General features: G+C 39.0%; 9 protein-coding genes. 6 read left to right on the forward strand and 3 right to left on the reverse strand.

Translation table 11 applies throughout. From position 1 onward, the window contains the following. Window positions 1–175: 175 nt before the first annotated feature. Together miaB and AACW45_RS32755 are read right to left on the reverse strand one after the other, a co-directional pair. Window positions 176–1540 (reverse strand): tRNA (N6-isopentenyl adenosine(37)-C2)-methylthiotransferase MiaB, encoded by a 1365-nt coding sequence (miaB, locus tag AACW45_RS32750; RefSeq protein WP_190637289.1) that lies wholly within the window; start codon window positions 1538–1540, stop codon window positions 176–178. A 300-nt stretch (window positions 1541–1840) separates the two neighbouring features. After that, window positions 1841–2401: a hypothetical protein gene (locus tag AACW45_RS32755; protein WP_190637292.1), complete on the reverse strand. Its 561-nt coding sequence runs from the start codon at window positions 2399–2401 to the stop codon at window positions 1841–1843. Window positions 2402–2731: 330 nt separating this feature from the next. Between AACW45_RS32755 and AACW45_RS32760 the strand changes: the two genes are divergently transcribed. Further along, the gene (locus AACW45_RS32760) at window positions 2732–3808 is read left to right on the forward strand and encodes an RNA ligase family protein (RefSeq protein WP_190637293.1); all 1077 of its coding nucleotides are present in this window, start codon (window positions 2732–2734) and stop codon (window positions 3806–3808) included. 46 nt (window positions 3809–3854) lie between these two features. On the opposite strand, the gene AACW45_RS32765 is transcribed toward AACW45_RS32760, so the two are convergent. After that, window positions 3855–5291, reverse strand: a complete 1437-nt coding sequence (locus tag AACW45_RS32765; RefSeq protein ID WP_190637296.1) for a carotenoid oxygenase family protein — start codon at window positions 5289–5291, stop codon at window positions 3855–3857. A gap of 361 nt (window positions 5292–5652) precedes the next feature. Here AACW45_RS32765 and AACW45_RS32770 point away from each other — a divergent pair, with 361 nt between their 5' ends. The 5 genes from AACW45_RS32770 (at window position 5653) to AACW45_RS32790 (ending at window position 15173) form a co-directional block, all read left to right on the forward strand. Further along, window positions 5653–8607, forward strand: a complete 2955-nt coding sequence (locus AACW45_RS32770) for a PAS domain S-box protein (RefSeq protein ID WP_190637297.1) — start codon at window positions 5653–5655, stop codon at window positions 8605–8607. A 53-nt stretch (window positions 8608–8660) separates the two neighbouring features. Next, the gene (locus AACW45_RS32775; RefSeq protein WP_190637299.1) at window positions 8661–9182 is read left to right on the forward strand and encodes a hypothetical protein; all 522 of its coding nucleotides are present in this window, start codon (window positions 8661–8663) and stop codon (window positions 9180–9182) included. Between the two features lie 231 nt (window positions 9183–9413). Then, window positions 9414–10568: an NAD-dependent epimerase/dehydratase family protein gene (locus AACW45_RS32780; RefSeq protein WP_190637301.1), complete on the forward strand. Its 1155-nt coding sequence runs from the start codon at window positions 9414–9416 to the stop codon at window positions 10566–10568. A gap of 597 nt (window positions 10569–11165) precedes the next feature. Further along, the gene (locus tag AACW45_RS32785) at window positions 11166–12302 is read left to right on the forward strand and encodes a glycosyltransferase family 4 protein (protein WP_190637303.1); all 1137 of its coding nucleotides are present in this window, start codon (window positions 11166–11168) and stop codon (window positions 12300–12302) included. Window positions 12303–12524: 222 nt separating this feature from the next. Next, the gene (locus AACW45_RS32790) at window positions 12525–15173 is read left to right on the forward strand and encodes a GAF domain-containing protein (protein WP_190637305.1); all 2649 of its coding nucleotides are present in this window, start codon (window positions 12525–12527) and stop codon (window positions 15171–15173) included. Window positions 15174–15188 lie beyond the last annotated feature (15 nt).

Below are 15188 nucleotides of genomic sequence, written 5' to 3' on the forward strand. Positions count from 1 at the left end.
ACCACAATCTACTTAATTCGTTGATTTTTCCATTTTTGGGTGTAAAGCTTGTCACTCAGTTATCCTGAGTTACTTTGTCATGTGTTTAGTCTAAACTCCAGTAAACGAGCAATAACGATCAGAATAGTATTAGATAACCCAATACTATCTAATTTGTAATTCAGATATTACATAACTAAACAGGTAAAGCTTGACGCACTTCGATGGGTTCACCAGTTAAGCTAAAAGCACGGACTTCGGTAATTTTAACTTTTACCAATTGCCCTTTAAGTTCCTGAATATCACCAGTAAAGAAGGTGAGACGATTACCGCCTGTACGTCCCATTACCTGGGTAGTATCTTTGGGATTTTGGTCTTCTACCAACACTTCCTCAATGCGTCCCATGTAACGTTGCGATCGCTCTGCGGCTTTGATGCCGACTAAATGATTTAATCTTTGTAGGCGATCGCTTTTTACTTCTTCACTCAGCTGATTGTCCCACAAAGCGGCTGGCGTTCCTGGCCGGGGAGAATAGGCAGCTGTATTTAATTGGTCAAAACCGATATCTTCTACCAATTTCAAAGTATTCTCAAATTGTGCTTCTGTTTCCCCAGGGAAACCAACAATTGCATCGGCACTAATCGATGCATCGGGCATATAATGGCGAATTGTATCAATTATCCTCCGGTATTTTTCATGGGTATAACCGCGTGCCATTGCTTTCAACAAATCGTTATCCCCAGATTGAAAGGGAATGTGGAAATGTTCGCAAATCTTCGGTAATTCGGCACAAGCTTTAATTAAGCGCTCAGTAAAATAACGGGGATGGCTAGTAGCAAAACGTATCCTTTCAACCCCAGGCACATCATGGACGTAATACAGCAAATCTGTGAAGGTGTGCAGGTGTCGCCCTTCTGGCGTGACTCCTGGTAAATCCCGTCCATAAGCGTCAATATTTTGACCGAGTAAGGTAATTTCCTTGTAACCTTGCTTACCTAACTCCACCATTTCGGCGCGAATGGCTTCCGGCGTGCGGGATTGTTCAACACCGCGCACGTTAGGAACTACGCAATAGGTACAGCGTTCGTTACAGCCGTAAATTACGTTTACCCAAGCCGTAACTTTGCTATCCCGTCGCGGCTGGGTAATATCTTCCATAATATGCACTGGCTCGGTGGCGACAACTTGATTGCCTTCAAATACCGATTCCAGCAAATCTTTCAGACGATTGGCGTGTTGGGGCCCCATCACCAAATCTAATTCGGGGACGCGACGTAGTAAACTTTCGCCTTCCTGTTGGGCGACGCATCCAGCAACAATCAATGTTAAATCAGGTTGCTCGTGTTTGCGCTTGGCTTGTCTGCCAAGGTAAGAATATACTTTTTGTTCCGCATTATCTCGAATCGTACAAGTATTGTAGAGAATTACATCTGCACTATTGGGATCTTCAGAAAACTCAAAGCCCATGTCTTCTAATATGCCAGCCATGCGCTCTGAGTCGGCTTTATTCATTTGGCAACCAAAAGTAGTTATGTGATAGCGGCGTTTAGAAGTGGTCATGGGCAATTATGCTTAAGCAGTGTTAGTTATTATCTCAGCTTTCTTCCTATTCTATCTAAATGTTGCCAGAGGACTCTCTGTGGATGCGTCAGCTGGCGTGAGAGATAAATTGCAACCAAGATAAAACCGAGCGTAGCAAAACTTATACATACTTTGATAGTCTATGTAGAAAATACTCAAATGATAAAACATTCAAGCAGTCGAGAGAATGCTCATAAATGCACATGAGCTTTAAACCCTTACCAATGACTAATGAATAATGACAGCCCTTACTAGTTATCTTTAATTGCACTGCTCTATTTATTCAAATTTCACGCATTGGAACCCAGTTTGCTGCTTGATGACTTGTTTATAGCCTTCCGATGTAGTTTTTAATCTTGCGAAATCTGATTCTTTGATGCCTTTGACATATATACAAGATTTATCTGCCCAAAGTTCATACCCAGCTTCACTGTGTCCTTGAAAAGTTCTTTGTAAAGTGGTGCTAGCCTTAGCTATTACTGGCGTAGGGTGTGGATAAAAAATATCGCTCATCGCAATTGTTCCGCCAATCAAACCAAACACAACTGCATTTACTATTCTTACAAGATTTGTATTATCTACATACTTATCACTGTGCAGCGCAAAATATTTATGCCAATTTATTCCAGCTATATGTATTGATTTAATCGGGGTTTTAATGGTTTCTAATACAGAAATTATTCTGGCACAAATTTTTGGATCTGGTGATTTTATGTTTAATAACAGAGTCACCCGATATTCTATTTTCGCTTCTACCTTGATGAAAATTGCCTGTTCAATTAAACAAGCGATCGCCTGAATATCTCCATTGCGAGCAGATTCAAGTATATTGTTATGCATAATCGAATAAAAATGTGTAATACAGTTTAATAATTATTTGACTTTGTTGATATCCAAACAACAATTTTGGCAATTTATCATTGCCTATTCAGCCACAAATAATGCTAGATAAATTCTACCAGCATCGTTAAATTAAGCTCATAATTAGCTTTCATACCCTTAATTAGGGATTGGTATTTATACTTGGGCTACAGTCAGCTAATTCTGTGGGTCAATTGTAGTGGATAAACTAGTTAATCGTCCAGGCGATCGCTAACAGAATTCCTTGCGGCAATTTTTGTAGTATAATGCATACTACAAATTTAATTAATCAGGATATTTGTGCTATTTATGAACGCAGTAGGTAGCAAAGTTTCTACATGGGAATACCTCATTTATGAGAAAATCCCGGAAAATTTCCATAAATGGGGTTTAACGGAATCAGATTACCGCTTGTTTAACAAAACAGATTGGGTAGTAACAGAAAAAATTCATGGTGCTAACTTTGGTATCAGCACTGATGGTATAGAGGTACGCTTTGCGAAAAGGAAGGAGTTTTTACAGTCAGGAGAAGACTTTTTTGATTATCAATCTTTAAAAGCAAAATTATCGTACCAAGTTAAAGAGATTTTCCAGATTTTGCAATCGGAAATGACTTTGCACAGAATATATATTTACGGAGAATTATTTGGCGGCGAATATCCCCATCCTGATGTAACTCCTGTCAGTCATTTTCAGGCTGTGCAAACTGGTGTTTATTATTCACCGAAAATCGAATACTGTGCTTTTGATATTGTTGTACTGAAGGATGATAATCAACAACAAAGAGCTTATTTAGATTATGACATAGCACTTAAACTATTTCAGCAAGTAGGAGTGATGGCAGCAGAACCATTATTTATCGGTAAATATAATGATGCTTTGGCATATAATATTGAGTTTGAATCTACAATTCCAGGAATTTTAGGTTTACCAAAGTTGCCCTTTATCAATAAAGCCGAAGGAGTTGTGATTAAACCACTTCATTCTATATATATAGATAAGGGTAAAGATAAAATCCGTCCGATTATTAAGCAGAAGATTCCAGAGTTTGCAGAAGATAGCCGATTTCATCAAGCACAAAAATGGACTATGAAACCACAGCCAATAATTACTCAGCTAACTTTAGAAGCAGAGTTGAGTCAGGAAATGTTGGCTTTGGTTACGCCTAATCGGCTAAATAATGTTATTTCTAAATTGGGGAGAGTTTCTAAAAATGATAAAAATCAGCGTCAGCAATTGATAGAAATGTTAATGAGTGATGTATTAGAAAGTTTCCAAGAAGAGTATGCAAGTATTTTCACTGCTTTAGAAGCTACTGAACAAAAAAAGATGCTTGAACAATTACATCAAGCATCTCAAAACTTAGTTGATAATTACCAAAAATGATGAATGATTAATTATTTTTCATCATTCATCATTCATAACTCATAATTCATTGAGGTTTCCAAGTACCGTGAAAACCTGGGGGAATAACGCTAGGTAATCCGAGTTTGCAAACGGGTGTATCGTCTAAGCGATCGCAATCAAACACCCAAACTTCGCTACTATGAGAATTACCATCATAGACAACAGTTATCAGCCAGCTTTGATATGCGTTTTGTCTATCTTGAACGTGGATAGGTTCGCTACAATAGCGGTTTTCGCCTAAATCTGCGACGGTAAAGGTTTCTGTGTGATGATCGAAACGCGCGATCGCATTTAATATTTCTCGGCTAATATCTGATTCTGGGCGAAATGTACACATATAAGTGTAACGTGAAGCTTGTCCCACATTTTGCTGCGGTACGCCAGGAAATTCACAATGTTTATCTACAAGTTCTTGAATTGCTGTTACTTTCCCTGTATCAGGGCGTAAATGAACTCGTGTCAGTCTAGCTTCAGCAAGAGTATGCGTCTCTCCCGTCGCTACCTCTTTTAAATATTGGTTAGTTTGAAAATCTTCATAGCGGGCGATATCAACTATGACTGTACCGCTAGGATCAACATAACCGTTAGCAAAATGCCATTGAAACCAAGGTTCAGTGAATCCGCGACTGACTAAAGATAAGTCTTCGCGATTGAATACTAAAATCTCAGTTCCTACCTCTGGACACCATTTTAGCGAATCACCGTATGTACTAGTACCAAACAGGATAGGCCAAATATTATTTACCTTTACAGCAGGGACAAAAAATATCAAATACTCTCCCGCTAACACAAAGTCATGAATTAAAGGTAACCCTTCTAAAGAAAACTTGGCTTTTTGGCGAATTTTTCCGGTAAAATCGCTTTTATAAAGGTTGAGGGTAGCATTTAATCCCGGACTCAGCCCAAAGTTAAAAATCTCTTTGGTTTTGTCATCAACTTTCGGATGGGCAGAATAACCCAAACCTAAATCTAAAGCACCTAAATCATCTATGCCCTGAGTTTCTAAACTTTCCAAGTCAAGGGCATGAGGGCGATCGCCTTCCCATAATGCTAACAGTTTATCAGGTAATGCCAGCACTGAAGTATTAGCAACATTCTTAATTGGTCTGCGCCATTGATTCCAAATTGCCCCTGGCGCAGTCATCCCATAGTTACCATACAGCAATTTACCTGCTGTTGCTTCTTCTTGATAGCCAGAGGTTTGCACGTAGCGATAAACGCCGCTAGCCCCTGCATCGGTAAAATTTATTGCCAGAATTGCCCCATCACCATCAAACCAATGTCCGACATGAATACCGCCTCTTTCTAGCCTTGCTGGGCCATTGCGGTAAATCGTACCCCGTAAACATTCAGGTATATTACCAAACAATATTTGCAAATTTGTACGTGAAAATTCTAATCCAGGTTGAGCGATCGCTTGACCCCAAGCTTTTTTTGTTGACTTTTGATTAAGTATATGCATATAAAATTGACTCTATGAATCTAATTTGTGTCATTAGTAAAAATTTAAAAGCTAATTAATTTCATTAGCACCTCTAGCGAGAGAAATAAATTATTCACCGAAACAACTCCTCAGATTTTCTTTAGAATTGCCACATATTATTACTATATAGCTGTAAATAACTTTATTTATCAAAACCTTACAATACAAGCTATCTCAGCCAGAATTTTCTTTAAAAAATAAGCAGTATAAATCCTGTTAACCAGCAATATGACATCAATTAAAATAGGAATGCTATGTATCGTTTAAATATTATCCTGCTTCATCTGTAAATTTAAATAAAAACACATAATCCCTAGACGGATTTTCACAAAATTGTAATATGCAAGCTCTCAAATATTATCCAGAGTTTCTAGTTCAAATTCTACAGCATATACCAGAACCATTATTTGTCAAAGACCGTCAACATAACTGGGTATTTCTCAATGAAGCCTATTGTCATCTTCTGGGCTTTAAAGCAGCAGAATTAATTGGCAAATCAGAATATGATATTTTTCCGAAAAATCAAGCAGATAGATTGCGTAAACAAGATGAATTAGTATTTAATACTGGTGTTGCTAATCAAACAGAAGAATCTTGGACTAATTTAGATGGTGTCAAGTCTTGCTTTTTAATTAAAAGGTCTTGTTTTGAAGATGAATTCGGTAATCAGTTTTTAATTGTTACTCTGCGCGATATTACACAAGAAAAATTGCAAGAAGCTAAACTTAACTCTGCACAACAAATATTTTCACAAGTAATAAATAATATTCCTCTAGCAACTTATTGGAAAGATGTTAATTCCGTTTATTTAGGTGGTAATCAAAAATTTGCGGAAATTCTAGGTGTAGATGAGATAAATAAAATTATTGGTCAAACTGACTATGATTTAATGAGAAATCAAAACCAGCCTGATTGGTTTTGGGAGTCAGATTTACAAGTACTAACAACTCAACAAGCAGAATATGATGTTGTCAAACCATACATTCAAGCTGATGGGCAACAACTGTGGTTAGAAACTAATAAAATTCCCCTAAGAGATAAGCAAAAAAATTTATTGGGCATTTTGGTAACTTGTCAAGACGTTACTACTCGCAAACAAGCAGAATTAGCTCTAGCAGAAAAAGTATCCTTAGCTGCATTTCACGTAGAAATTAATACTGCTATTACTCAAGGCTCTACATTACAAGCTAGTCTCAAACATTGTACAGATGCTGTAGTTAAACATTTAGATGCTGCTTTTGCTCGTATTTGGACATTAAATCCCCAAGAAAATGTACTAGAACTACAAGCTAGTTCGGGAATGTATACCCACATTGACGGGCCCCATAGGCGCGTTCCTGTAGGGATGTTCAAAATAGGATTAATCGCCCAAGAACGTAAACCTCATTTAACTAATTCTGTTCTCGAAGATCCGCGTGTGGGAGATAAAGAATGGGCTAAACGTGAAGGTATGGTTGCTTTTGCCGGATATCCTTTAATATTAGATGGCAATTTGGTGGGAGTAATTGCAATGTTTGCTCATCATCCCCTCACAAAATTAATTTTAGATGCATTGCAATTAGCATCTAATGAAATTGCTTTAGGTATTAAACGCTTACAAGCTGAACAAGCTTTGCAGGAAAGTGAAAGTAAGTACCGTCACTTAGTTGAAACCTGCCAAGATATGATTTGGTCTTTAGATAATCAAGGATATTTTATCTTTGTTAATCAGGCTGTAAAAACTATCTATGGTTATGAACCAGAAGAAATGATTGGGCGTCACTGTAGCGAGTTTGAGCCATCAGAAAAACTGCAAAAAAGCTTAAATATTTTGCCGCAACAACTCACAACTGAGTCAGTTTATCATTATGAAGCTGTTGTTTTAGCTAAAGATGGTAGACGCTTGAATTTGTTATGTAATGCCTGTTTATTACAAGATGAAACTGGCAAGATTTTAGGAATAACAGGTACAGCTACTAATATTACTCAACTCAAGGAAACACAAACAGCACTGTTACGCAGTAATGCTATATTGCAAGCACAACAAGAAGCTTCTATTGATGGCATTTTAGTAATTGATGAAAATCGCTTAGTAGCATCATATAATCAAAATTTCACTGAATTATGGCAAATTCCCGCATCAACAATCGCAACTAATGACGATCGCCAACTTTTAGGATGGGTATTAGACAAACTAGAGAATCCATCAGAATTTTTGGCTAAAGTTGAGTATTTGTATGAACATCCCCAAGAAGAGAGCCGTGATGAAATTTTACTCAAATCTGGGCAGACATTTGACCGTTATTCAGCACCAGTGCGATCGCCTGCAGGTGACTTTTACGGCAGAATTTGGTATTTTCGCGACATCACAGCCCGGAAACAAGCTGAAGCCGCCCTGCGAAATTCGGAAGCCCAACTAAGACAACAAACACAAAAACTTAAAGCCGCATTAAAAGAACTGCAACACACCCAAACTCAGTTAATTCAAAGCGAAAAAATGTCAAGTTTGGGACAATTAGTTGCAGGTGTAGCCCATGAAATTAACAACCCTGTGAATTTTATTTATGGCAATCTCAACTATGCAAATGCCTATACACAAGATTTATTACAATTACTAGAACTATACCAAAAATACTATCCCAAACCCGTACCAGAAATTGAGGATTTTACAGAAATAATTGAACTAGATTTTCTCAAATCTGATTTACCAAATATACTTAAATCTATGCAAGCTGGGGCAATTCGCATAAGAGAAATTGTCCTATCTCTGAGAACTTTTTCGCGATTGGACGAATCCGAAATTAAAGATGTTAATATTCACGAAGGAATTGATAGCGCTCTGATGATTTTACAGAGCCGACTCAAAGGCGATCGTCAACGTCCCAACATAGAAGTTATCAAAGAATATGGTAATTTACCTCTAGTAGAATGTTACTCTGGACAGCTAAACCAAGTATCGATCAATATTTTGGCAAATGCGATTGATGCTTTGGAAGATTCACACCTAAATAGCCAATGCTCAGAAGAAAAATTCTTACACAGAGAAAAACCACAGATTCATATATATACTGAACTCATAAAATCAAATCAAGTAAAAATACGGATTGCTGATAACGGCTCCGGAATACCAGAAAATATTAAACAGCGAATTTTCGATCCCTTTTTTACCACCAAGCCAGTTGGTAAAGGTACAGGTATGGGACTTGCTATTAGCTACCAAATTATCACTAAACAACATGGTGGCACTTTAGAATGCATTTCTTCACCTGGAAAAGGTACGGAATTTGTGATTACAATTCCTTTAACACAAAATTAGATTTTAAGTATAAAATAAAACCAATTTCCAAGAATTGCTAACTGGGTGCAATAATGTCTACTGCTACGCTTCCAGCCTATAGTTTGGGGCGAAAAATCTATCATCATACCTACAGATTGGGTAAAGCGATCGCTTTATTTATCATGCTGTGGGGATGTACCGCACCTGGGTTTAACGCTTCCAATGTAGTGTGGAAGACTTACACAAATAACCGCTACCGCTTTGAATTTCCCTATCCTAGTAACTGGAATGCCTTACCACCTCCAGATAATGGTGATGGCATTGCCTTTGTTTCGCCGCAGAAAAACTCAGTAATAATTCGGTCTTGGGCTGGTAATCGGCTACCAGAAGCAGTCAGTCCAGAGGCAAAGGTGACAGTCAATCCCAACTTTAAGACTGCTCAAGGCATACCTGGAGTCATGGTAGTGGAAGTAGGTCAGCAGGGAAGTTCTATGACTCTCACCATCACTCAAGGTCAAGTTAAATACTATTGGCAAGGACGTAGCGACAGCCAAGATTTTACTGATTATTACCGTTTATTTTACTACATAGCCCAGCAATATAAAGTGCTGTAGCAATTATTGGGCATTGGGCATTGGAAACAATTTTAGATTTTAGATTTGCGATTTTGGATTCCAATCTAAAATCTAAAATCCAAAATTTAAAATTCCTTGTCCCCCTAGCCCCCAGCCTCTATTCTCTATTCCCTATCCCCTATTCCCTAATGACGATTTTCTGCCTTAGGGTGGTTGAGTGGTGACACAAACCTGATAGATTTAGCTTACAGCGAGTGCAAACAGGTAAAAATGAAAGTCCTGGTTATTGGTGGCGATGGCTATTGTGGATGGGCAACTGCTCTTTACCTTTCAAATAAAGGTTATGAAGTTGGAATATTAGATAGTTTAGTGCGGCGACACTGGGATAACGAGTTAGGTGTGGAAACTCTCACTCCGATCGCGCCAATTCAGCAACGTATTCAGCGCTGGTACGATTTAACTGGTAAATCCATAGACCTTTTTGTTGGCGATATTACTAATTACGAGTTCCTCAAGAAAGCGTTGCATAAATTCCAACCTGGTGCGATCGTGCATTTTGGGGAACAGCGCTCGGCTCCATTTTCCATGATTGACCGCGAACATGCAGTTCTGACTCAGGTCAACAATGTAGTTGGTACATTGAATTTGCTGTATGCAATGCGAGAAGATTTCCCAGATTGTCATTTAGTTAAGCTGGGAACAATGGGTGAATATGGTACGCCGAATATCGATATTGAGGAAGGCTACATCACCATTGAACACAACGGGCGCAAAGATACATTGCCTTATCCGAAACAACCAGGGTCAATGTATCACCTCAGCAAAGTCCACGACAGTCATAACATCCATTTTGCTTGTCGGATATGGGGATTGCGGGCTACAGACTTAAATCAAGGTGTAGTTTATGGTGTTTTAACTGAAGAAACCGGAATGGATGAATTGTTGATCAATCGCCTCGATTATGATGGGGTGTTTGGTACAGCACTTAACCGCTTCTGTATTCAAGCGGCTATCGGTCATCCTTTAACTGTTTACGGTAAAGGCGGACAAACACGAGGATTTTTAGATATTCGGGATACGGTGCGCTGTATTGAAATTGCGATCGCTAATCCCGCTCAACCTGGCGAATTCCGTGTCTTTAACCAATTTACCGAGCAATTCAGCGTTGGTGACTTGGCGATTATGGTGAAAAAAGCCGGGAACGCAATGGGATTAAATGTGGAAATCAATAACCTCGATAATCCCAGAGTTGAAAAAGAAGAACATTATTTCAACGCTAAAAACACTAAACTCCTCGATTTAGGCTTACAACCTCACTATCTCTCTGATTCCCTACTTGATTCGCTGTTAAACTTTGCCATCAAGTATCAAAAACGAGTCGATAATCAGCAAATTCTGCCGAAAGTCTCTTGGCATAGAAAATAAAGCAAATCTGTGTGTAAATCAAGTTAGTCCCTGTCTGCAAACTGGTCGTCACATTCTCACCCAATAAGACGATTAGTCCATTTTTGTATATCCAGTATATTGTCTAGTAATTGCTGACTTCGCCGCCAAACATAGCTATTTTGGCGGCGAATTTAGTTGCGATCGCCTGAGTTAGATCAAGCCAAATTTTTTTGCGGCTGATTTATAGTTCCGGATATGGTATAAAAACTGCGCAATAAGTATTATTAGTCATTTAGAGGAGACGTGGTAATTTTGAATCAATCTCATTCTCAACAGCACATTTCATATTTATTCCAGAAATTTTTATAAGTGATAATACTCTATTAGCTAAGATAAAATTATTACCTATAAAATTTCAGCGTTACACAAATCCTCACCTATCAAGGAGCAAAATTTAATTTTGCATCATTAAGTTGATAATTGCATCAAACCATCTTACAAGCCTAAAAACCCAACTAATGACCAATGACCAATGACCAATGACAATTGATTAAGCTACGCGAGACAGTTTACCCTGTGATTGAGCAACAAATGCAAAACAAGCTGGGATTATCTGCCTGGACTGAATAGTTTTTTATGAAAATAGCCCTATTCACCGAAACCTTTTTGCCCAAGGTAGACGGTATTGTAACGCGCTTGCGTCACACCGTTGACCATCTACAACGTCATGGAAATCAAGTCTTAGTAATTGCCCCCGAAGGCGGAATTACAGAACATAAAGGAGCTAAAGTTTACGGCGTTAGTGGCTTTCCCTTGCCATTATATCCAGAGTTAAAAATGGCGCTACCGCGACCAGCCATTGGGCACGCCTTAGAAGAGTTTCAGCCTGATATTATTCATGTCGTTAATCCGGCGGTTTTGGGATTAGCTGGAATATTTTATAGCAAAGTCCTGAAGATTCCTTTAGTCGCGTCTTACCATACCCATTTACCGCAATATCTCCAGCATTACGGCTTAGGAATGTTAGAAGGTTTACTGTGGGAATTACTCAAAGGCGCACACAATCAAGCCGAGTTAAATCTCTGTACTTCCACGGCGATGGTAGAAGAATTAAGCGCACATGGGATTGAACGGGTAGATTTGTGGCAAAGAGGCGTAGATACAGAATTATTTCATCCCGATTTAGCTAGTGACGAAATGCGATCGCGTCTTTCACAAAATCATCCCGAAAGCCCACTATTATTATATGTCGGTCGCTTATCTGCCGAAAAAGAAATTGAGCGGATCAAACCCATTCTCGAAGCAATTCCCCAAGCGCGGTTAGCATTAGTAGGAGATGGCCCCCACCGCCCAGCCCTAGAAAAACATTTTGCAGGTACTAATACAAACTTTGTTGGTTATCTCATGGGAAGAGAGTTAGGTTCAGCCTTTGCTAGTGCTGATGCTTTCATCTTTCCATCCCGCACAGAGACATTAGGATTAGTCTTACTAGAAGCTATGGCCGCAGGTTGTCCTGTAGTTGCCGCCCGTTCTGGTGGAATTCCTGATATTGTTACAGACGGGGTTAATGGCTATCTATTTGAGCCAACAGCAGATATTCAAGGTGCAATTACCGCTACTGTTCGCCTATTACAGGAGAAACAAGAACGTGATTCAATCCGTCAAAATGCTCGTCAAGAAGCTGAAAGGTGGGGATGGGCAAACGCCACACGCCAGCTACAAGATTACTATCAAAAAATAATTTTTTCGCAAAAGTTGACAAAAGTAGTCTAAATAGCCATTATTAGCTGCGTACACTAGGACGTAGGAATGGGGCATTGGGCATTGGGCATTGGGCAATTCAATTTTGGATTTTGGATTTCTGATTTTGGATTAAATTTAAAATCCAAAATCTAAAATCTAAAATCTAAAATTCCTAGCCCCTAGCCCCTAGCCCCTAATCCCTAGCCCCTAGCCCCCAGTCCCTGTTCCCTCATACCTCGTCTAACAATCTCCATGACACTCCCTAACCCTGGTAGCGTCTTGGCTACATTAACTGAACTTACTCAAGTTAATCGTACCCACGCCTTGCTGCGTCGTGTTAAAGATCTTTCTGTTAATGAATTTGTTTGTTTATTAGATTTTATTACTGCTGAATTCCAGCAATTTCTCAGAGCTATTGAATTAATTAATAATGAAGCTCTAGAAACAATGCTGGAGAAAGTTTTAGAAGCAATTACACTCAAAATTGGTCAAATTCTCCAAGCAGAACATACAGCCATTTTTTTAGTTGATTATGACAAAAACCAGCTTTGGTCAAAGGTTCCCCAAGATAATAGTCAAAAATTTTTAGAAATACGCACGCCAATTTCTGTTGGTATTCCTGGTCATGTTGCTAGTACTGGTAAGTGTTTAAATATTTCGGAAACTGCTACTCATCCCTTATTTAGCCCAGAATTAGAAAAGCAAATGGGCTACAAAATCAGTAACCTGTTATGTATGCCGGTTGTGAGTAGTAAAAACCAAATTGTCGCTGTGGTACAACTGGCAAATAAAGCCGGGGAGATTCCGTTTAACCATGATGATGAAGAACGATTTCGCGATTTTGCAGCAGCAATTGGCATTATTTTAGAAAGTTGCCAAACTTTCTATGTTGCAGCACGCAATCAACGAGGAGCTACAGCACTTTTAAGGGCGACTCAAACTTTAGGGCAAAGTTTAGATTTAGAAGCAACTTTGCAAATAGTGATGGAACAAGCCCGAATTTTAATGCAAGCAGACCGCAGCACCTTATTTTTATATCGTAAAGAAATGGGGGAATTATGGACAAAAGTAGCAGCAGCATCTGATGGAACAAATTTTATCGAAATCAGAATGCCTTGCAATCGGGGAATTGTGGGCTATGTGGCTGCAACTGGGCAAGCTGTAAATATTCCCGATGCTTATCGCGATCCCCGCTTCGATCCTACTACAGATAGAAAAACAGGTTATGTAACGCGCAATATTTTATGTTTACCTGTATTTAATTCTGCTAATGAATTAATCGGTGTTACTCAATTAATTAATAAACAACAAGGTAGTTTTACTGCTTCTGATGAAGAATTTATGCGAGCTTTTAATATTCAAGCAGGGATTGCTTTGGAAAATGCTCGCCTGTTTGAAAATGTATTATTAGAAAAACAATATCAAAAAGATATTTTACAAAGTTTATCTGATGCGGTCATATCTACAGATATGGTTGGTCGAATTGTCACTATTAATGATGCAGCTTTAGAATTACTTGGTTGTCCTATTGGCGATAATCCCCACAAAAATCAAAAACATTTGTGGGAACAAAATTTACTAGGGCGTTTTGTTTGGGAAGTTGTCCCCATTGAGAATTTACAAATGCGCCTGGAAGATAGTTTAAAAACAGGGGCTAAACATTATGTACCCGAACAAAATTTGACTGTGGGGTTATACCATGTCCCCAGTTCGGAGAACCAAGTTAAGGGTGAAGCAGAAGGAGAAAAAAATCAGCAAATACCCAATTCTAGTAACGCTAATCCTATAGGAGAACCGCTTTACATTCCTGGCTCCTTAATTTTGGCATTGTGCGATCGCCAAAATCAAGATATTTTTATTCCCTGGAATTTACCCCTGACTCCTCAATCTAAGTTTTTGAGTGGGAGTGAGGTGCAAAAAGTCGAACGCAGCACCAATCTGACGGTGAATCCTTTAACAAATCCCGAAGGTGGGGTTCGCGGTGGGTTGGTGGTGTTGGAAGACATCAGCCAGGAAAAACGCATGAAAACTACCATGTATCGTTACCTCACACCCCATGTAGCCGAACAGGTAATGGCGTTGGGGGAAGATTCTTTAATGGTAGGGGAAAGAAAAGAAGTAACAATTTTGTTTTCTGATATCCGAGGATATACTACACTCACAGAAAATCTCGGCGCGGCGGAGGTTGTATCATTACTGAATCAGTATTTTGAAACAATGGTAGAGGCTGTTTTCAACCATGAAGGCACTTTAGATAAATTTATTGGTGATGCTTTAATGGCGGTATTTGGTGCGCCTTTACCCCTAACAGAAAATCATGCTTGGCGCGCTGTACAAGCTGCATTAGATATGCGCCACCGTTTAGCAGAATTTAATCAACGGCGAATCGTTCAAGCACAACCACAAATCCATATTGGTATTGGTATTAGTTCTGGCGAAGTAGTTTCTGGTAACATCGGTTCTCACAAACGGATGGATTACACCGTGATTGGCGATGGTGTCAATTTAAGCTCTCGCTTAGAAGGTGTAACAAAAGAATATGGTTGTGATATTGTTTTAAGCGAATTTACTTATAACTTGTGCAGTGATCGCATTTGGACGCGACAATTAGATAAAATTCGGGTGAAAGGCAAGCATCAAGCTGTAAATATCTATGAGTTAATTAGCGATCGCACTAATCCCCTTGATGATGCCACCCAAGAGTTTTTATTTTACTATCAGTCTGGAAGAATGGCTTATTTAGCGCGTAATTTCCAGCGTGCCATTGATTGCTTTGAAAACGCCAAGCACATTCGACCCCAAGACCAAGCTGTTGCAATTCACCTAGAACGCGCCCATAATTACAAACAAACACCACCCCCTAATTCTTGGGATGGTGTCTGGACAATGGCGAGTAAGTAAATGGTCATTTGTCAT

It is taken from the genome of Calothrix sp. FACHB-168, assembly GCF_963889195.1.
Classification (GTDB): domain Bacteria; phylum Cyanobacteriota; class Cyanobacteriia; order Cyanobacteriales; family Nostocaceae; genus Aulosira; species Aulosira anomala_A.